We start from the raw sequence: 19,777 nt of genomic DNA on the forward strand, positions 1-19,777 counted from the left end.
ATGCACTTCAGGCTTGTCGAGATTAGGTTTGAACAGGAGGAGAAGCAATCAATGGTTGCGCTTGAGCGTGGATACCAACTAATCCTGAATAAGGATGAGCTAAAGTCCCTCGCAAATGAGTGGGATAATGTGGTTGGACTTGACGATATTAAAAATGAGATAGAGACCTCGGTCATAACGCCGCTTAGGGACGTTAAGTTATCCCAGAAATACGGCTTAATGCCAATACATGGAGTTCTCCTATTCGGTCCCCCCGGCGTGGGTAAGACAATGCTCGCGAGGGCAATTGCAGGTAGGTTGGGTTGGACCACAATAATCATGAACCTAGGCGAACTGCTCAGTAAGTACTACGGCGAGAGCGAGAATAGGTTAACCGAGCTCTTCAAGGTTGCTAGGAACTATGCGCCGTCAGTAATAATAATTGATGAGTTCGACGCCATTGGTAAGGCAAGGACCAGGTATGTAAGCGATGATGTAACACCAAGGCTACTAAACATACTGCTCAGTGAGATGGATGGAATAACCAAGAGTAATGAGAATATCCTAGTAATCGGGACAACAAACCAGCCAGACCTCCTAGACCCGGCCCTGCTCAGGCCTGGCAGGTTCGACAAGGTAATCTACGTACCACCACCCAATGAGGAGACCAGGGCCAGAATGTTTGAGACAATGCTGAGGGGTAAACCTGTCCAGGGGCCAATTGATTACGTGAAACTTGCCAAGATGACTGATAGGTTCACCGGCGCTGACATAATGAATGTGATTAGGACGGCAGTTCTCGAGTCATTGAGGGATGGCGAGCCAATAACCCAGGGCAAGCTTGAGGAGATAATCAATAGGTATAAACCCAGCCTAACCTATGACCTCCTTGAGAGGTACGAGGCCTTCAGGCTTCAGTATAGTAGGTTGAGGACCTACGGCAAGGCGCAGGTGGGTATTCCGGAGGTTACCTGGAATGATGTTGGTGATCTTGAGGAGGTTAAGGAGGTCATTAATAAGTACGTAATAGCCACAATGCAGAGGAGGGATATACTCGAGAAGTTGGGTATTGAGCCAATACACGGCATACTACTCTTCGGTCCACCGGGTGTTGGTAAGACACTTGTTGCCAAGGCAACGGCAAATATGCTCAAGGCAAACTTCATAGAACTCAATGGAGCAGAGCTCGCCAGGGTTGGTCCTGAGAGGGCGGCCGCCGTTGTTAAGGACGTGTTCAACATGGCTCGTGATAATGCTCCAGCCATAATATTCATTGACGAAATAGACTCAGTAGCGCCGCCTAGGGATTCACCGATAGGTGGTGTTTGGTCCAACGTAATTGCCCAGCTATTGACTGAGATGGATGGGTTAAGGGGGCTCAATAACGTAATAGTTATAGCGGCTACGAATAGGCCCTGGTTCATTGATCCAGCCCTGCTTAGGCCTGGTAGATTTGACAAGGTTATCTACATACCACCACCGAATAAGGATGCTAGGCGTGAAATCATTAAGATACACATGAGGAATGCGGAGGTTGAGGAGGGCGTAATTGACTGGGTTGCTGAGGTCACCGAGGCTATAGCGGCGCTGACCTGGCTGCCTGGTTAGGGAAGCTAAGATGAGGGCCCTTGACAGGGTTTTGAGTGGTGATAATAAGGTTAGGATTACCAGGGAGGACTTCGAGTACGCACTTAATAAGGTTCGCCCATCATTGAATAGGGAGTTGCTTAGTCAGTATGAGGACTTCGTAAGGAGGATTAATTTGATTGTTTGATCATGGTGCTTTTATCCAGTGGTATGGTATAGCTTCAGGAGTTATCGTAGGCTTAGTAATTTAAAGGGTTCCTTTCACAGTTTCGTCATGAGTCAAAAACCTGAAGCATTGAAGAATGTAATTGAGGAAGTGACGAAATTGGTAAAGGAGGGGTATTCCCTAACGAGTATTGTTAAGGAGGTTACCGAGGCGATTAATAGGGATATTGGTTTGAGCAAGGTGATATTTAATGAGATAAAGGAGTCTATGGTTAAGATAAGCCCGGGCAATGTACCTGTCGGCCTATTCACACAATGCGCATTAATACCCAGTTACTACCTGACGGGTAAGACACCAAGCATTGATTGGGGTGACGTAACAATGCACCTACTGGGTAAGATGATACATAGTCTGGCGATCGTGGAGATCAAGAATAGGCTTGGGAATAGGTGTGTTGAGGGTGTTGAGGTCATGTACACGTATAACGCCTGGACTATGAGGGGTAAGCCAGACCTTGACTGCGGTAATTACTACCTGGAGTTTAAGACCATAATGGGTAGGGTCACTAAGGCGAGGTTGTTCCATGACATGATACAGGCAGGCTTCTACTCAGCTGCTGGTAATAAGAATACGTACATACTCTACCTAATACTCAGCGACGGCGTATTGCGCAATATAGTGCCTGTCGAGATCATACCCGAGGTTGGCTATCCAGTCATATACGCCTTCAAGCTATGGGTCAAGGCTGTGGAGGGCGGCGACATTGGGGCCCTAGTCGCTAAGACGACTTCATGCAAGGTTTGTAGGTTTAGGAATATATGCATAATGAGGACTAAGAACCCGCACGAGGTCTTCCTACCAGGTAAGGAGTTGCTCGATAATTACCTCGACTATATAAAGAGTGAAGTCTCTAAGGCTGGGGTTAAGGTGGTCGGCTGATGAGTCTCGAGGAAATAACAGACCTGGCAAATTACCTACTAAATAGGTTGCAGGTTAGGGATACCCACTTCATAACATCAATTGCCAAGTGCTCATTACTGTCCCAGAGGAGGGATGTGAGTATAATGGATGAGGCATACGGTGAGTACTTACCGAGGGTTTTAACGGTGTGCGCCACAGAGAAGCACGTGGTTAGGGTTGAGGATTTAGTGATTGAATTACCAAGGCTTCTCAGGTGCGGTGACTCATTAATACTGCCAAAGCTCATGCTACTCAAGGATAATGCTAAGTCCCACATTGTCGAGGCACTACTCGTAGCCGCACTACTCAATACCGAGGTTCAACTTCATTACCTATCTAAAAATATAAGTGGTGATATTGAGGAGGGCTTATCAATAACGATAAAGCCCGAGTGGGGTAGGGAATTACTCAATGAGGTAATTAAGTCCTTAAAGAGTAGGGAGGTTGGCGTTAAGACAATAAGTTGTGCCATATGCCCATTGAAGGATGTATGCCCATTTAGTAAGCTAGGCGATAAGACGGTATTACCTAGCGAGACCGAGAAAATAATTGATGAGCTTTATAGTAAGTTGATTACCGAGCTCACGAGTACGAGGGAGGAGCGTGGCACGGAGGTTTTAACACCACCTAGTACGCTGGATAAGGAGGGCGTTAGGAATTACCTGAGACAAGTGGCTGATTGGGCGCGTTCCCACGGTAGGACGTGGGTCAGTGTTGCGGTTGGTAGGTGTCCGGTATGTGGTAGGGAGGGTACGTTGGTTATTAGGATCACCAGCGGCGGTGAGAGGGTCCTCTATAGGCATGGTTCCTCAACATGCACGATAGGCACCATAGACGAGTCCATTGATAAAATAAGCATTGATAGGTTCCTAGAGATCGAGAGTACCGAGACGGGGACTAAGTGATTAATTACCGTATACATTAATTGTTATAAGGCTGCTATTTAGGTCTAAATTAATGACGTTGAGGATCGGCATCATCGATACCACCTTCGCCAGGGTTGACATGGCTAAATATGCGATTGAGGAACTTAGGAATAATGAGCCGTCTGTAGTAATAGAAAGAATGACAGTGCCTGGCTTTAAGAACACTCCCTGGGCAGCCAAGCAATTAATCAATAGGGGTGTTGATGCGGTCATGGTGTTTGGCTGGATTGGGCCAAGCCTGACGGATAAAATAACCTACGCCGTGGCCTCCATGGGCCTCATAATGCTTCAGATCGAGTATGATAAGCCGATAATAGATGTGACGGTTCATGAAGACGAGGCGCGCGATGAGAAGGAATTATTCGACATAGCCGTTGATAGGTCTAGGAAGCATGCACGTAACCTCATATTAATGCTCAGGGGTGAATTAACCAAGTGGGCCGGCATGGGGCTTAGGCAGGGTCGACCAGACGTGGGCCCAATTATCAAGTAAAAACCTTTATTAGTATCATGTAGTTTGTCCTCGCTGTGAGTACATCTGTTGAGCATACGAGGAAGATCCTTAATGAGTTAATAATGAACAATTTACTAATTAGTGTTAAGGAGAGACAGAACCCACTGGTTTCTGAGTACGTCATTAGGTATGGAGATAAATGCCCTAGTATTATTAGTATTGATGAGGATGTGGGTATGGATAGGGAATTGACTTGGTACCAAGTATTGACCATGGGCATTGGTTTAAAACTTAGCATAAATAGGATTGGACTAAGTCTTGGTCTTGAGGATAATTCCATAAGGGTTCTACTCAGGTTGATGAATGGTGATAGGTTAAAATCATCTGAGGAATTCATAATGGCTTGTGGCGAGGTTAAGGACTCAATCTATGGTAAGTCAGTGATTGACCTTCTCATTAACCTTGACGTTATCTCCAGGGTTTTCAATACCGTGAAGGAGAGGAGGAAGTTGGGTGATGGCTACATTGATGAGATTATGAAGTTCCTAAGTAATGCCAAGTCGAGGGTTGAGCAGGACGTGAGGAGGTTAGTCAGTGCCTATCAATGGTTTGAGGAGTGATGGCTCATGGTTAGGAAGTTAATACTATTTCTCGAGATGCATCAACCAAGGAGGTTGAGGTATGGCGTTCTTGATAAGCTATGTGATTTAAGGGGTAATGAGATTAATGAGTCGGTAATAAACTCGATAATATTTAATGATGAGGTGAATAGGGAAATACTAAATAGGGTTGCTGATAAGTCATACATACCGACTCTCGAGTTAATGAGGGACCTGGGCAATGAGGGTTTCAAGGCATCGATCTCGATATCCGGCTCATTAATTGATCAATTACTAATGTGGAGGCCTGAGGTCATTGACTTGTTAAAGGAATTGGTGAGGAAGGGAGTCATTGAGCTAGTGACTGAGCCATATCATCACTCCCTGGCTTCACTCATTAGTGGGGATTTATTTCTTGAGGAGTTGAGGGATCATGTTGAGGCGTATAAGTCATTATTTGGGCAGGTACCCATTGTCTTTGAGAATACGGAATTCCTCTATAGGAATGATTGGGGCATTTTGATGGAGAGGCTGGTGCGTCGTTGGTTCTCACTGAGGGTGTTGATTGGGTGCTTGGTTGGAGAAGCCCGACATACCTATACGGAGCGCCTAATTCGAGAGTTAAGCTATTATTGAGGCATTACAGGTTATCCGATGACATAGGCTTCAGGTTTAGTAATAAGTCCTGGGATCAATGGCCGTTAACGGCTGATAAGTACATGGCCTGGGTCAGGGCGACACCTGGTGATTTCGTGCTGATTGGCTTAGACTTCGAGACATTTGGCGAGCATCATTGGCGTGAGAGTGGGATCTTTGACTTCCTCGCGTGGCTTCCTAAGGAAGCTAGGAGGGCTGATGTTGGGTTCATACATCCATCATCACTGGCAAGTGAGGAGCCCATTGACTACCTAGACATACCATCAGTAATTTCCTGGGCTGATGTTGAGAAGGATGACAGTGCATGGCAGGGCAATGACCTTCAAAGGATTGCGCTCAATCACGTAGCTTCCATAGGCGATTTAATGAGGTTCCACGGCCTTGAGAAGACCTGGAGGTACCTATTAACGAGTGATCATTATTATTACATGTCCATGAAGCATGGATCGAGTGGTGAGGTTCATAGTTATTTCAACCCCTATAACTCAGCATTTACGGCATTTAAAACTGTCGAGGACGTCGTTTTAGGTATTACATGCGCCCTCGCTAGCACAGGATTAAATAGGATTAGGTCTCGTATTGCTAGGTAAGTTATTGTATGATTAGTATGGTTCATAAGGTATTAATTACCGTTAAGTCATCCTTCGAGCACAGCGTAAGGCGGGATATTAAGGACTACCTATTCTTTTTTTGATAGAGATGTGGATGTTAAAGCCACGGAATTTAGGGGAGTCCTCATCGTGGAAACCAATAGAGATCCCAAGTACATGGCCCAACAACTCATTAACGCACCAATACCCGAAGGCGTACTTACCTCCATAGTACCAATCATTTACGAGGGAAGTTATAACTCAATTAATGATTTCATAGGCATTATTCGTAAGCATGTTGGTAGTGATTGTAGGGACTACATTGTTAGGTGTAGGTTACGTGGATCATCAATCGGCGATAATGATTGTGAGAATGCGATAATCAATTTATTAAGGAGTCTTGGATTCCGTGCATTACATAGGGGAGACACTGGCTGTGCCGTTATCATTGAGGGCTTGGGTAATTGGTTCGGGATTTATGTTGGGCCCCGGTCATTTACGAGGGTTTAGTGAAAGTTTCAATTAACCCTAGGTTAAGGCTTATATAGTAACCAAAAACTATTTTTTTACCTCTCCACTAAAGAAATAGTAAATGCCTAGGATTTTTAAAAACGAGGCTGCATTAACGCCGGAGTACGTACCGGGTAAGTTACCGCATAGGGAGGAGCAATTGAAGCAGCTTGAGACGTACTTCAGAGGTTTCCTGGAGAATCCGGGCTCCATGTATCCAAAGGTAATTCTTATTGGCAGACCTGGCAGTGGTAAGACAGTCACAAGTAGGAAGTTTGGGAACTATGTAGTCAGGTCAAGCGAGAGGGTTAAGTATGTCCATGTGTCTTGCTTTCTCAATAGAACACTTAGTTCGGTGCTAAAGGACATTGGCGTTCAACTAAACATTGCAATACCCAAGAGGGGATTCTCAACGGAGGAGTTGCTTAAGATGCTCCTGGACATGGTTAGGGAGAAGGACATATACGCAATAGTGGTTCTGGACGACGTATTCCACCTCGTTAATAATAGTGGTCCACATGCCCTGGGCACGCTGATTAGGCTTGGTGAGGAGTACGTTAGTAGGGGTGATAAGTATAGGTTTGGTTTAATCCTAATTAGTCAAGACCTCACCTTTAAGGACCAGCTCGATAGGAGTTCTCAGAGCGCCCTTGGTAATGCCGTGATTAAGTTTGAGCCTTACACGAAGGACCAGATATTCGAGATACTCCTGGCAAGGGCTCAGGAGGCGCTGGTTGATGGTGTGTATGATGAGGAAATACTCGAGATGATAGCCGATGTTGCCGGCGTTGACGAGAGGTCGATGGATGAGCATAGGGGTGATGCTAGGTACGCCATTGACATACTATGGAGGGCGTCGAAACTGGCTGAGATGAGGAGTTCTGATAGAATATTGCCTGAACATGTTAGGGAGGCGATTAAGAATACACTCAGGGGTATTAGGAGTGATGAATTGAGGATGCTCCCACTGCACGAGAAGATATTCCTTCTAGCCATCGTTAGGAGTTTGATGAAGAATCCAAACTCGCCATACATACCCTTTGGGACTGCCGAGGATGAATATCAAATGCTATGTGAGCAGTATGGTGAGGAGCCGAGGAAGCACACGCAGTTGTGGGAGTACCTTAAGGACTTGAACATGAAGGGCTTTGTTGAGACTAGGACGTCCAGCAAGGGTATGAGGGGTAGGACAACACTAATCTCAATACCATCGGAGCCCCTAGCCACGTTGGAGGAGGAGTTGGAAAAAAATAGTTAAGGGTGAGTTGGGTACGTGAGCACCGACTTCATAGAGAATCTATTCTCATCGAGGATTAGGGTTAGAGTGCTTAGGGCCCTGATTAAGTATAGGGAGGTTAACATAACGAAGCTCTCCAGGGACTTGGGCGTTAATTACAAGGTCATAGAGTACCACATAGAGGCACTTAAGAGGCTTGGTATTGCTGAGGAGAAGAGGTTTGGTAGGATAAGGATTATCAGGCTTAGTGAGAATGATCCCCGTGTTTTAGCAATTGAACGCTTCTTCACAGAACTCGAACAGGCAATCACTGACCAGTCTGATTCGCAAAATCGAGAATCCTCTTAGCCAGCTTATAATGCACGTAATCCACTAATTGACCCTCAAGGCTTATGGCACCCCGACCCTCCCTAACAGCCTTCTCATAGGCATCAACGACCTTCCTAGCCCAATTAATCTCCTCCTCACTTGGTGAAAAGATCTCATTAGCCACGGGTATCTGGCTTGGGTGAATGACCTGCTTACCGATGAATCCCATGGACTTAGCCTCAAGGCACTCCCTCCTAAAGCCCTCGACATCCTTAATATCAAAGAACACCTTATCAATTGGGTCAACGCCATAAGCCCTGGCAGCAGAGACTACGATGGTCTTAAGGACTTGGTTCTGTTCGTAAGTCCTCACCACACCACCGACCGATAGCGCAAAATCCGCTGCACCATAGGACATCGCTGTAACGCCCTCACTCCTCACCACATCTTCAATCCTAAGTAACCCCCTGGCCGTCTCAATTAATGGCTCAATTTCCCTACCGTGGCCTTATAAACGAAGCTAAGGTCCATCTCTGCCTTTGGAATAACTATACACTTAACAACATCGATCCTACTCACGGTGTCGATGTCGGCATAGAAGAAGGGTGTCTTTGGGTCATTAACTCTAACACAAACCTCCTTACCTCTCCAATCAAGTTGTGGGAGTAATTCCCTTATCAATTTACGTGCGGATTCCTTGTCGTCTATGGGCACGGCATCCTCAAGGTCAATAATCACGGAGTCAGGCCTTAATTCAAGGGCGGCCTTCCTAATCATGTGCTCATTATTACCTGGAACAAATAACTGAGACCTCCTCAGAACCACGAATATGCACTAAGTCGAATTAATTAATTAGTTTTACTCATTTAGAACACAAGTACTGCCCTACCCAAAACCCTCTGATTTATCAGATCATTATACGCTTGATTAACATCCTTAAAATGATACGTCCTATGGACCGGCTTAATAACGCCCCTATGGAGGAGATTCACTGCTTCAAGAACCTCCTTCCTAGTATATGCGGCAGACCCAATTATCCTGTGCTCCCTCATTACCGTTAATGCAGGCCTCATCAACCTAATTTCCTCACCCTCAGTATTCCCTATAAGGACCAGAATTCCCTCACGCTTCAACGCCCTAAGGCTCTCGTTAATCGATGCAGCACCCACAATCTCCAGGACAACATCCACATCCCTAACCTTCCTTGAAAACTCCCTATCGGTAATAACCTCGTCTGAATACCTCGCCACGAAGTCTGCCTTACCAGGTGACGTTATTGATATTACATAGGCATCAAGGCTCTTCAGGTACTGTATCGTATGCACGCCAACACCACCACCAGCCCCAGTGACGAGAACCCTAGTGCCTGGACCAACATTGCCTAATTTACTCGCGTGTATTGCTGTCGCTAATGGGCACACTGCCGCGGCATACTTAACATAGTCACTATCTGGTAATTCAAATACGTTATTGCTCGGTGCAATAACGGCCTCGGCATAACCACCAGGCCTATTTTCGCCAAAGAATTGAAGGTTTAAGCATAGATTATCCTTACCAGCCCTACAGTACGGGCATGTACCATCGGTAATAGCCCCAAATACGCCGACAGCTTCCCATTAACCTCCCCAAATATTTCATGACCAAGGATTAATGGCGGCTTTAGATTCTTAAACCCACCCCTCCAAATGACCAGGTCACGACCGCATATACCTGCTGCCTTAACCCTCACAACAACGTCATTAGGCCCAGGATCGCCTATGTCGTACTCCTCAATACTGAAGGGTTTATTGAACTCCCTTAATACTGCCGCCAATACCCGCATTGACGCTTAGGAGGTAGATTCAATTATTAAATTAACCTATACATATTTTATTTAGGACAATACTAACACAAAACAACTCCCACCAAGGTAATACTTATTTTCCTTAAGATTTATTGAATTACGTGGATACATGCATTGTATTGCCTACCATAAACGAGGCCGATAACCTAAGGATATTGCTACCCATGTTGAGGGACTACCTGGCTGGTTATGATTGGTTCATTGTGGTTGTTGATGATGGTAGTACGGATGGGACTCCCGACGTTGTTTTGGGATTCGCCAAGGCGACCGGGAGGGCTGAACTGATCGAGAGAGGCGCCAGGCTTGGCCTGGGTAGCGCGATTAAGACTGGCATGAGGGCTTGCCTTGAGAGGGGTGCTAAGTCCATAGTTGTTATGGATGCAGACCTCCAGCATCCACCTGATGTTGTTCCTAATCTTGTTAATGCCGTACTTAAGGGCGGCGTGGATTTAGTAATAGCCAGTAGGTATGTTAGGGGTGGTGGTGTTACCGGTTGGTCACTTAGGAGGTACTTAGTTAGTAAAGGGGCTACGTATATGGCAAGGTTATTAATGCCCTGGACACGCAGCATCAAGGACCCAATAAGCGGTTTCTTCGCAGCGAATGCGGATAGGTTGAGGGGTATAATTGACATGCTCAGTGATTCATCAGGCTATAAATTAATCCTTGAATTACTAACATTAATGCATGCCAAATATGGTGGCTCATTTAGGGTTGTCGAGGTGCCGTATGTATTTAGGAATAGGATGTATGGCATAAGTAAGTTGAGTACTCGTGAATTGATCAACTACGTACAACTCGTGTTAAGGCTGAGCAATTACTCAGTGCCTAAGTACCTGGTATCCCTAGTCATTGGTTCCATCATTAGTTACCTGTTTTTCAATGCATTATCAGGTATGAACCCAATAGCCAGTAACCTAGTATCCATAGAATTCTCGCTAATCACCGTAATTACCATGTACCAAGTCTTGATGGGAATGAAGCCGCAACTGCAGTACTACGTTAAGTACCACTTGATTAAGTATGTGGCAGTTGCAATAAAACTGGTCCTGTATATGGTATCGGTACCCACGGTAATCGCGCTTATGATTTCGGGCATGATCCAGCTATTAATGACCCTCCGAATAATAACGATTAACCCGGCGATAATGCACGTACTTTAATCACGAAAGATCTTTAACTCCATCATGCAGTCAGCATTGATGAATGAGGATCTTACTAACAACAGTGCCGGGTATTGAGGACATCGTAATTGATGAAGTTAGGGAATTATTTGGGAATAGGGTAATTACGGCTGAAGTATTTGGCTCATCGAATGTCACGGGTAAGGTGCTAGTGAATATCGATGGTGTGGATATTAAGAAATTCAGGGCGTTAAGTACTGTTGAGCACGTAATCGATGTCCTCGACATAAAGGGTGTTGGTAAGAGTATGGAAAGTCTGAGGAGCTGCATTTGGCAGTTAAACCTAGAAGGACTTCTCAATTACTACACTCCAAATACCACAATTGGCGTATTAGCTGATAGGTCAGGAGATCATGAGTTCCGAAGCCTGATGCAGCAGCCCTACTTGGCGAGAGGATCATTGAGTACCTATCGTCCAGGGGCATTAAACCACTCTTTAACTTAGATAACCCTGATCTCACGCTGAGGCTCATTATTGATCAGGACAAGTGCGTGTTGGGTTTATCGATAACGCGTAAGCCGCTTAGGAATAGGCCGTATAGGAGGTTTAATCACCCAGCGGCGATAAATCCCATACTGGCTAATGCCATGTTCAGGATATTGGGACCAAAACCATTATCGAGGGTTTGCGACATTACCTGCGGTAGTGGCACAATAGTCATTGAGGGTGCATTGATGAGGAGGGATCTTACCTTCCTATGTGCGGATATTGATTATGGATACGTTAAGGGGGCATTAATGAATGCTAGGGAGGCCCGTGTGGATTATTTAGTGGATTTCGTTGTTATGGACTCAACAAGACCCGCAATTAGGAGTGGCGCATGTTGGCATTGCATATTCAATCCACCATTTGGAATACGCATAGAACCACTTAGTGGGATATCCACGTTCTACGACTCATTATTTAGAGCGCTTGGGGAAATTCTTAGGAGTGGTTCAAGTGCGGTATTTATAACGGTTAGGAAGTCCCTGGCAAGGAAAATGCTTGCTAAGTATGGCTTTAGGGTGGTGGGTGAGAGGGTTGTTGAGCAGGGTGGTATTTGGAGTACGATTTTTAAGGTTGTTAAGGAATAGTTTGTTCTATTTTAAATGCTTACTGAGCCTTTGGTATAAATGACCTCTGGTCTTCGTTTGGGAACAACCTATCAAGTACCTTTCTAGGCACCTTATACACCCTGAGGGCTATCTCCCTAATCAACTTATCGTGGGGTGCGCACTTGGTCAGGTTAAGCCTTAGGCAGTGCGTGTACTTCATTATCTTCTTCTCCTCAACCTTCTTTATATTGCCCAGCGCTATGTCCTCAGCAACCCTGAACGCCACGTAAAACCTCACATACCTCATGAACCTACCAGCCAAGTCTGGATATGCCGCGCTCAACGCCCTATAGGTGCCTATGAAGTCCTCCTCAGGGAAGAACCTCATTATCGTGCCAGTGAACACATACCTCAACAGCCTAAACCCTCTCTCCTCGGTCCTTGGTCCTAACACCTCGTTATCAACCATCTTCCTGAGCTGCTCGGTATCGTTATTATCATTTAATTGGAAGTTCCTCGCCTTTAGGAAGTTGTATATCTCATCGCATGTTATCTCCACGTTGAATATGTTCTTGAACGCGTTCGTTAACTCCCCATCGAGTAGTCCAAGTCCGTACTTACCAACTATGAATATGGTGGCTATCTCCTTATCATAAATCCTAACCTTACTCAAGCCCCTGAAGTTCAATACCCTTTTGTTTATAGACAATGTAGACTAACTCCTCAAGCTGGTTCCTAGTGCTTACTTCATTCCTCATTATCTTGCTCCATATCTCCGTCGCAGCCTCAATACGGCCTTTATACAACTGCCTAGCGTCTAAGCCACTACTCATACTAGCGATTCACCACTCCACTCAACCGAAAAACTAGCGCCTTATAATCCTTGTGCTCCAGGGCCTATGACTAGGCAGTCTTAACCTGCTGCGCCTGCCTTGGGTAAATGACGATCCTCATTGGCAATGGTAACTTAGACGCAGCCCTCCTAAGAGCCTCCTTCGCATGGGCCAGGTTCTTACCCTCGATCTCCAGGTGCATGATTACAGTGCCAGGTCTTAGAATCCTCGCAGCCCTGCCCGAAGGAACTCCAAAGGCTAGCCTCATACCCTGCTGTAGACGGTCAGCACCAGCCATGGCGAGCATCTTATTCTCCCTAATCACGTGGAATGGGTAGACATTAATCTTTAGGTAGAAGTTAGGGTCACCAACGTACTTGGACAGGTACTTATACGCCATCTGCCTAGCGGCCTCAAGGGCGTTAGCCCTAATCTGCCCAGTCTCCTCAGCCACAAGCTCAGCCACGTAATCAAACCTAGCCCTTTCCCTGGGCTTGGTATTACCAAGCTCAAACCTTGGTATCTGCACATATGGAGCACCCGCAATATACTCAGTCCTAGTATACGGCCTCTTCAACCTCCTATAGCAACGACCAGGCCTGAGTGGCATAGTAACGTCGAGTTATGGGGTAGGCATGGGTATTTAAACACTACGCCCATTAAATCCTGTTAATCCTCAACGAACCAACATACCTCTTAATCCATGAAACTAACTCCTCATAAGTCCTCTCACCATCCCTAGTCAACCTGACAAGGCCATCACCATCAACCACAACCAAGCTCCTACTAACCATCCAGTCAAGGTACCTCTCAAACTTATCATAGGACAAGCCGCAGGCGGTTGCCAACCTAGTCCTCCTCATGGGTCCATTATTGACAAGGGCCTCTATGATTCGAGCTAACACGTAAAGGTCAGGCCTGAATTCCCTGGAGCTCATGGTAAAGCCACCTAAGCTCTATGACTAGCCCATTTAATGTCCATAATTTTCTAACATCACCGGTGATGCTATCCCACTCAAGCGCAAGCGTGATCGTCATGTCCAGGATTACGGCCATGACTATCACGTACCAATTCAACTGGGTATAGCCTAGGAAACTGAGTAATAGTAGGGTTAGTCCGTAGATTAGTATGGCAAGGAGTATTGATAGAGCCAGCAACTTGACAATGATCAACAAGGCATAACCAACCCTAGCCCTATTGATCTTATACTCAATACTATCAAAATCCAGCGTTGACAGTATCTCGAGAATTCCAGAAATACCTGACTGAAGTTTCTCGGTCCAGTAATTATACGTACTTACTTCCTTCATCAACTTATCAATACGCGTATATACATAGTATGGTACTACAATTAATAATGCGATTGCGATGATTACACCCCAGCCCTGTAGTTGTGTTACCAATGAGTATGGGGTCACCACGTATATAATAATGTATACGATACACCCACCCAACACCGCAGCTATTATACCCAACACGGTAATGAGCAACCTCGGCAATTCATCTAGGGCCTATTAATGCCTTCAATGCGGTTTAATACATCCTTAAGAGCCATGAGTTTAGTCCTGGCCTCCTCAATACTCATATCACTATCACCAACTTACTCACTATAACCATGACTGTTACATCTCCAGCGTTACTGCTGGCGGTCGTTATCAGTAAGTAGGTACCTGATGCAGCACAGTTTTGCTTAATCTGCATGAGTAACGCAGGTGTTATCTGGCGTAATAGTTCAAGGCTAGTTACGTTTTCATAAATCACGATAGGATTAACCATACTATTCAATAAGAAAGATACCAATATCGTTGAGGCATTCGGTGCGCCAAGCCCAAACCCCTCGGCACATACTGGGTATGCATAGTAACTGCTTGGTGTGAATAAGTATATCAACTTAATGGTACTGCTCGGCCCCAGTGTAATGATCGTTCCATTGCTTAGATGAATTAGTAGTACCTCGTTAGATGGGTTTTCTATGGTGATTACCACCTTAGCATACGCATTATGGGTAACCAGCGTTAACAGCAGGAAGCCTGTAGTTGAGTTTATCGTGAAGGACCCAACTGTGTATACATTGATCATGTTATGCCAATTGATCAGCAGGAAGGCTACCTCAGCAAGTACAACGATCAGTAGTAATATAATGAGTACCCTCCTTATTGCCTTAGGAACCTTCATCAATAGTCGTGGATTCTATTAACTAATAAACTGAACTCCCTCAGGGAGAGTAGTCATTGCTTAGCGCCCCTTTTGGCTCTGTATCCTGACTATCGCCTCTGCGATATCCCCATTTGTCTCCCTCAACGCCTTAATCGCCTCCTCCCTCGTGCACCCAGTCTCCTCCATGACGAGTTTAATATCATCCTCACTAGGCTCATACCGCTTAGCTGTTTCTATAACGGGTGTTGACGTGGCTTGTTGCTGTGGTTGCTGTATTATTAGTGATGGCCTTGGTTGTGGCAGTGTTGGTTGCGGCTTCACAACCCTAATGTCAGAATCACTGGCCTGTACCTGGTATATCGACAGCCCCTGAATCCTCATCCTAGCAACCACGGGCTTATTAATCTCTATGGTTGACCCATCGCCTAGGTAAATAATAACCTTTGTTACGTTGCTCACTTCCTCAAGGTTTAAGTCCTGAATACCAAGTCGCTTAAGCAGTTTCCTGACCTCCCTTGGGTTTATACCCACGAAACCTTAGTACAATGGGTGTATTTAAGCAATTTTTGCAGCGCTCCTCATCAGCCTTGGCATATTGGTCCTAGCATTGGTGCTATTGTTGGTGATGAACATCCGTAGCCAAGTACGTGGGTTGGGAAGTACTGAATCACGTAATAAACATAACCACTGCCTATCATTGCCTCAAGCGACTTGCCATACATTACCTGGAATACGGCGCAGTACGGGCATTCAGGGTCGAGGAACTCAATAACCGTTATATTGGCGCTCGGATTACCAATTCCTAAACCGGAGGTAATGAGTTCATGTATGAAGGATACCTGAGTTGAGTTCGCCCTGAACCCATAACCAAGTTCCTGACCCTGGTAGGTAAGCATCGTTATATTACCCCTCAATGTGTAATTAATGGCGTTAAAAACGTACGGCGATGCACCGGCTAGTACATAGGTCACGTTATTCACCTTATCATAGACTATGAATAATGGCGTACCAAGTAGGTTACCTGGTATATTGAGTGTATAGGCCATGGTGTTTACGCCATTTAATGCGCCCATGACGGTATTGACCAAGTCCTGGTCACTCTTACTTACCGTGCAACCTGGGTAATGACTCGTCAAGTACTGGTACTGGGCTATCGGATACATTATTAGGTATGTTGTGTTGTCTGTCTCCTCATAGTTATATAAATAATCATACGCTATTGTGTATATGCTATTCACGGCACTTAATGCGGCATTTCCACCATACTTATTATAAATGCATTCAATACCAAGCCAATTCTCAACGCCTCTCTCAAACGCTAGTGTGATTGGGGATACCTTAGCCGAATTCGCCGGTGGTTTGAGCACGAGGAAGTAAACTAACACGCCAGCAAGTGCTGCCGCAAGTACTATGACGGCTATTAAGAGTATCCTATTTATGTTTGTATTGCTCGACATAATCCTCAATTCATGATTGAATTAGGTTAAAAACCTTACTAACATTCCATAGACTCCGTAAGAAAGGCATTAATAATAATTAAAAGTACTATACTGCAATGGCTATTCGATTACGGGTTAAGTTATCATCAATAATGGGTAGGACAACGGTGACAAAGGCTTTGGTGACAACGGGTTATGAAACCCAGGAGCCCGAGATCCTCATCCCAAGGAGTATTGCCGAGGACCTAAACCTACTACCTAACTACCCAGTGGTTCTGAAGTTAAGAATTACATATTGGCTGACGGGACTGTCACAAGGCTGATACTAATCCCCAATGCGGTTCAGGTGTGGGTTCTCGAGAATGATAGGGAGGTTGGTGGAGTCACGGCTCACGTTGCTGTGAGTGAGCGTGCGGATGAGACATTACTTAGTGATAAATTGGTTAGTAGGTTGGGGATTGTCCTGCTAGATATTGGTGAGGGTATTTGGTGCTTCAGGGATGAGATTGGGAAAACAGTCAGGAGGAGCCTATAGATCCTAAAAATGCTTTGATGATGTTTATAAACGTGTCAATCGGCGGTCTTCCTTGGGTAAATCCCTGCCCATAGGTTGTTGATCCGCCACCCTTACCATTAACGCTAGTATTGAGCTTAGTCATTAAGTCCCTAATACTAATGCGCTTAGCCATTTCGGGACTTATGTAGACCATGTACTCAGTCCCATTGCCAACCCTATTAACTATCAGTAATACCGTATTGGGTCTAGTGCTTAAATACTCCTTGGCGAATTCCTGCATGTAGCCCCTATCCTCACCCTCGTACTCCATGTACGTGAAGCCCACGCCATTTATAGTAACCTCCCTACATGGCCTCGGCAATGTCACCCTTAACAGCCTTTTTCGTTAATGCCTTAATCCTACCCTCCATCTTACTCACATCATTGAGCAGTTCCTTAACGCCCTTAACCATGTCCTCCCTACCCTTACCAATTAGTTCCGAAACCTCACCAATAGAGTCCTCAAGCGACTCGGCATAGTTAAGTGCGTGCCTACCCGTGGTGAATATGAACCTAACAACACCCTCCTGAATCTTCTCAACCCTAACAATCTTAATCATACCAATCTCACCGGTACTACTCACATGCATGCCTCCGCATGCCTCTACATCGTATGGATTTTCGTCCGGGCCCACCTGGACAATCCTCAACTTAGCCCCTGGTACTGCGCCTCCCTGGTATATGTATACACCGAATTTCGACTCCGCCTCAGTCCTGCCCAGCCACCTAATGATCACTGGGTAATTGGCCAGGACCATTTGATTTGCGAGCTCCTCAATCTTCCTAATCTCGTCTCTACTCGGTAATTTATAATGCGTCACATCGAGTCTACTGAAGGGCACGTTCTTCTCAGCGCCTGCCTGCCAAACGTGCCTACCGAGGACGCGCCTAATACTCTGGAGTAGTATGTGCGTTGCGGTGTGCATTCTCATTAGGTCAAGTCTACGGATTGCATCCACGATACCCTCCACGGTCTCACCCTCCATTGGTGGTTCACCCTCAATAACATGTACGATAACCGGCCCAACCCTCTGGACATCCACAACCCTCGCCTCACCCCTACTGTGCTTGATCACGCCATGGTCAGCCACCTGCCCACCACCCTCTGGGTAAAACGCTGTTTGGTCAAGGACCACGTACTTATTCTTAATGACCCTAAGCACCTTGGCATTGAATTGGAACAGCCTCATGTTTTCATAGAATAGTTCTCTCGTCTGCGGTAGGTCCTGAACCTCCACAGGATTTATATCGACCTTGGGCTTCTCCTCACCAACCTGTCTCTGGTACCTAGCCGCTAGCCTTGAATAGAAGTCATCAGGCACCGTAATACTTAATCCAAGCCTTGTTGACGCAACCTCACGCACTACCTCAGGCGGTAATCCCTGTGAGTCGTAGAGCATCATCAAGTCATCAACGGTGAGCTCCCTCTTACCGGTCCTCCTCTCCCTATCCCTAACGACCCTATCAATAATGCTTGGCGCTTGCCTGAGCAATTCCTTAAACTTCTTCTCTTCTAGATCAACCAGCTCAAGTATTGTCTGTCTCTCTTCATAAACCTCTGGGTAGTCATCCCTTAGGAACTCAAGCTCTATGTTCATTATCTCCGTAAGCGGCATCTCAATACCGGCTACATACATACTCCTGAGCATCCTCCTAAGCAGAAGTCTACCCAGGTAACCAACGCCTGAGTTGCTCGGTATGACACCATCAGCCATCATCCAGGATAGCGTCCTACCGTGGTCGCTAAGTATGTACAGGGTCTCCTGAGCCTTTAGTATATTCCTAACCTCATTAACGTCCATGCCAACCTTGCCCGCTATGTACTCATAGGCCTTCTCAATACTCGTAACTTCAGGGTCAAGCTGCCCGAAGTAAGTCGCCATATGCATTAGCATTTCGTTGCTTGGCTTAGGAAGACCTAACCTGCTCCTTAACTTCTCGATGAATGGCCCAAAGACAGCATCATAAACGGTGGGCTTACCCGTGAGTAGCCAATAAATCCTTTCAAGGCCGTAACCCGTGTCCACGATCTTCATGGGCATCTCGACATACTTACCATTAACCGTCCTATAATGCATGAAGACAAGTGTTGCTATTTCCAAGCCGCCCACGAGAACCTCAAGGCACTCACCAGCATTACCACCACCCTCCCAGATATTCTCCTTATACGTAATCTCATCATCCCTGAGGCCCAACTCCTTCGTGAAGATTCGTGGGCGTACTCCACAGTCTCATCAATCCAATAAACATGCTTATCAGGGTAATTGAATGCATGGTGGGCCATCATCTCAAAGCCCGTTAAGTGCCTACCGCTGCGACCAACCTTATCAATATCAGTAAACCTAATGCTTGGTTGTGAGAGGGTTAACGGATTTGCAGGTGGTGGTACAATGCCCTCCGTAACCCATGGCTGGAAGTCATATATCGATGCGCCGACCAGGTAAACATCACTCCTCCAACGCGCAACCACTGGGTATCTCTTAATCCTAACGTGCCCATGCCTCTCAAAGAAGCTCAGGAACCTCTCCCTAACATCCCTAATCGACTCGGGCCTGAACTTACCAGGTGGATTGCCTATGAACAGGTATGGCGTGCACGGTTGGTCACCGCAAGTTTCTTGATCCTTATTCAAGGTCCAGAAGTAATGCTTACAATATGGACATTGCCTCCTGTAGAATTTCATCCCCTCAAATAACCTCGTCCTTAATTCCTCCATAACTTAACGATAAATAAAAACGGGATTCTTTTTATATTT

Annotated in this window: 22 protein-coding genes and 4 pseudogenes; 16 read left to right on the top strand and 10 right to left on the bottom strand. The window is 45.8% G+C overall.

Annotated elements, in window-relative coordinates; all coding sequences use genetic code 11:
• From JCM14467_RS16230 to JCM14467_RS05465, 11 genes are all read left to right on the top strand, one after another.
• Positions 1-1,587 carry an AAA family ATPase gene (locus tag JCM14467_RS16230; RefSeq protein WP_252900817.1) on the top strand — a complete coding sequence of 529 codons (1,587 nt, stop codon included), beginning with the start codon at positions 1-3 and terminating at the stop codon, positions 1,585-1,587.
• A gap of 10 nt (positions 1,588-1,597) precedes the next feature.
• Positions 1,598-1,753 (top strand): hypothetical protein, encoded by a 156-nt coding sequence (locus JCM14467_RS16235; RefSeq protein WP_252900818.1) that lies wholly within the window; start codon positions 1,598-1,600, stop codon positions 1,751-1,753.
• An 87-nt stretch (positions 1,754-1,840) separates the two neighbouring features.
• Positions 1,841-2,671: a hypothetical protein gene (locus JCM14467_RS05425; RefSeq protein WP_054849476.1), complete on the top strand. Its 831-nt coding sequence runs from the start codon at positions 1,841-1,843 to the stop codon at positions 2,669-2,671.
• Entirely contained in the window at positions 2,671-3,597 is a 927-nt protein-coding gene (locus JCM14467_RS05430) for a hypothetical protein (RefSeq protein ID WP_054849418.1), read from the top strand. Before JCM14467_RS05425 ends, JCM14467_RS05430 begins: the two co-directional genes overlap by 1 nt.
• Positions 3,598-3,649: 52 nt before the next feature.
• Positions 3,650-4,111 (top strand): riboflavin synthase, encoded by a 462-nt coding sequence (gene ribC / locus JCM14467_RS05435; protein ID WP_054849419.1) that lies wholly within the window; start codon positions 3,650-3,652, stop codon positions 4,109-4,111.
• A gap of 35 nt (positions 4,112-4,146) precedes the next feature.
• On the top strand, positions 4,147-4,692 hold the full coding sequence (locus tag JCM14467_RS05440) for a hypothetical protein (RefSeq protein WP_054849420.1): 546 nt from the start codon (positions 4,147-4,149) through the stop codon (positions 4,690-4,692).
• A 6-nt stretch (positions 4,693-4,698) separates the two neighbouring features.
• Positions 4,699-5,307: a hypothetical protein gene (locus JCM14467_RS05445; protein ID WP_054849421.1), complete on the top strand. Its 609-nt coding sequence runs from the start codon at positions 4,699-4,701 to the stop codon at positions 5,305-5,307.
• Positions 5,214-5,918: a hypothetical protein gene (locus tag JCM14467_RS05450; RefSeq protein WP_252900819.1), complete on the top strand. Its 705-nt coding sequence runs from the start codon at positions 5,214-5,216 to the stop codon at positions 5,916-5,918. Before JCM14467_RS05445 ends, JCM14467_RS05450 begins: the two co-directional genes overlap by 94 nt.
• Before the next feature lie 111 nt (positions 5,919-6,029).
• Complete coding sequence (locus JCM14467_RS05455) at positions 6,030-6,428, top strand: hypothetical protein (protein ID WP_252900820.1); 399 nt, start codon at positions 6,030-6,032, stop codon at positions 6,426-6,428.
• Positions 6,429-6,510: 82 nt separating this feature from the next.
• Positions 6,511-7,686 (top strand): ORC1-type DNA replication protein, encoded by a 1,176-nt coding sequence (locus tag JCM14467_RS05460; protein ID WP_054849423.1) that lies wholly within the window; start codon positions 6,511-6,513, stop codon positions 7,684-7,686.
• Between the two features lie 15 nt (positions 7,687-7,701).
• Positions 7,702-8,013, top strand: a complete 312-nt coding sequence (locus tag JCM14467_RS05465) for a winged helix-turn-helix domain-containing protein (RefSeq protein ID WP_054849424.1) — start codon at positions 7,702-7,704, stop codon at positions 8,011-8,013.
• Here the strand turns inward: JCM14467_RS05465 and JCM14467_RS19895 are convergent.
• A pseudogene (locus JCM14467_RS19895) lies at positions 7,973-8,751 on the bottom strand (HpcH/HpaI aldolase/citrate lyase family protein). The gene JCM14467_RS05465 and the pseudogene JCM14467_RS19895 sit on opposite strands and share 41 nt — an antisense overlap.
• Positions 8,752-8,840: 89 nt before the next feature.
• Positions 8,841-9,796, bottom strand: a pseudogene (locus JCM14467_RS05475) (alcohol dehydrogenase catalytic domain-containing protein).
• Between the two features lie 140 nt (positions 9,797-9,936).
• On the opposite strand from JCM14467_RS05475, the gene JCM14467_RS05480 reads away from it, so the two are divergent.
• Genes JCM14467_RS05480 through JCM14467_RS16260 form a run of 3 tightly spaced genes read left to right on the top strand, consistent with a single transcriptional unit; the run spans position 9,937 to position 12,075 of the window.
• Positions 9,937-10,980, top strand: a complete 1,044-nt coding sequence (locus tag JCM14467_RS05480) for a polyprenol monophosphomannose synthase (protein ID WP_252900824.1) — start codon at positions 9,937-9,939, stop codon at positions 10,978-10,980.
• A gap of 43 nt (positions 10,981-11,023) precedes the next feature.
• Positions 11,024-11,446, top strand: coding sequence for a hypothetical protein (locus tag JCM14467_RS16255; RefSeq protein ID WP_252900825.1), 423 nt, complete (start codon positions 11,024-11,026; stop codon positions 11,444-11,446).
• A gap of 47 nt (positions 11,447-11,493) precedes the next feature.
• Positions 11,494-12,075 (top strand): methyltransferase, encoded by a 582-nt coding sequence (locus tag JCM14467_RS16260; RefSeq protein ID WP_252900826.1) that lies wholly within the window; start codon positions 11,494-11,496, stop codon positions 12,073-12,075.
• A 19-nt stretch (positions 12,076-12,094) separates the two neighbouring features.
• Here the strand turns inward: JCM14467_RS16260 and JCM14467_RS05490 are convergent.
• The 7 genes and pseudogenes from JCM14467_RS05490 to JCM14467_RS05520 form a co-directional block, all read right to left on the bottom strand.
• Positions 12,095-12,869 (bottom strand): annotated as a pseudogene (locus JCM14467_RS05490) (DUF2192 domain-containing protein).
• 70 nt (positions 12,870-12,939) lie between these two features.
• Positions 12,940-13,479: a 50S ribosomal protein L16 gene (locus JCM14467_RS05495; protein ID WP_054849426.1), complete on the bottom strand. Its 540-nt coding sequence runs from the start codon at positions 13,477-13,479 to the stop codon at positions 12,940-12,942.
• 49 nt (positions 13,480-13,528) lie between these two features.
• On the bottom strand, positions 13,529-13,807 hold the full coding sequence (locus JCM14467_RS05500) for a winged helix-turn-helix domain-containing protein (RefSeq protein ID WP_054849427.1): 279 nt from the start codon (positions 13,805-13,807) through the stop codon (positions 13,529-13,531).
• A complete protein-coding gene (locus JCM14467_RS05505) occupies positions 13,782-14,360 on the bottom strand; it encodes a hypothetical protein (RefSeq protein WP_252900829.1) in 579 nt (192 codons plus the stop codon). The genes JCM14467_RS05500 and JCM14467_RS05505 overlap by 26 nt, the downstream gene beginning before the upstream one ends.
• A 91-nt stretch (positions 14,361-14,451) precedes the next feature.
• Positions 14,452-15,045 (bottom strand): hypothetical protein, encoded by a 594-nt coding sequence (locus JCM14467_RS05510; RefSeq protein ID WP_054849428.1) that lies wholly within the window; start codon positions 15,043-15,045, stop codon positions 14,452-14,454.
• A gap of 60 nt (positions 15,046-15,105) precedes the next feature.
• Positions 15,106-15,558 carry a nascent polypeptide-associated complex protein gene (locus JCM14467_RS05515; protein WP_054849429.1) on the bottom strand — a complete coding sequence of 151 codons (453 nt, stop codon included), beginning with the start codon at positions 15,556-15,558 and terminating at the stop codon, positions 15,106-15,108.
• Positions 15,559-15,608: 50 nt separating this feature from the next.
• The gene (locus JCM14467_RS05520; protein WP_054849430.1) at positions 15,609-16,484 is read right to left on the bottom strand and encodes a thioredoxin domain-containing protein; all 876 of its coding nucleotides are present in this window, start codon (positions 16,482-16,484) and stop codon (positions 15,609-15,611) included.
• A gap of 98 nt (positions 16,485-16,582) precedes the next feature.
• On the opposite strand from JCM14467_RS05520, the gene JCM14467_RS16270 reads away from it, so the two are divergent.
• Both JCM14467_RS16270 and JCM14467_RS16275 read left to right on the top strand, forming a co-directional pair.
• Positions 16,583-16,789 (top strand): hypothetical protein, encoded by a 207-nt coding sequence (locus tag JCM14467_RS16270; RefSeq protein WP_252900830.1) that lies wholly within the window; start codon positions 16,583-16,585, stop codon positions 16,787-16,789.
• The gene (locus JCM14467_RS16275; RefSeq protein ID WP_252900831.1) at positions 16,762-17,001 is read left to right on the top strand and encodes a hypothetical protein; all 240 of its coding nucleotides are present in this window, start codon (positions 16,762-16,764) and stop codon (positions 16,999-17,001) included. The genes JCM14467_RS16270 and JCM14467_RS16275 overlap by 28 nt, the downstream gene beginning before the upstream one ends.
• On the opposite strand, the pseudogene alaS reads toward JCM14467_RS16275, so the two are convergent.
• Positions 16,985-19,738 (bottom strand): annotated as a pseudogene (gene alaS / locus JCM14467_RS05530) (alanine--tRNA ligase). The gene JCM14467_RS16275 and the pseudogene alaS overlap by 17 nt on opposite strands.
• Positions 19,739-19,777 lie beyond the last annotated feature (39 nt).

Origin of the sequence: Vulcanisaeta sp. JCM 14467, assembly GCF_001316245.1 — an archaeon.
GTDB lineage: Archaea > Thermoproteota > Thermoprotei > Thermoproteales > Thermocladiaceae > Vulcanisaeta.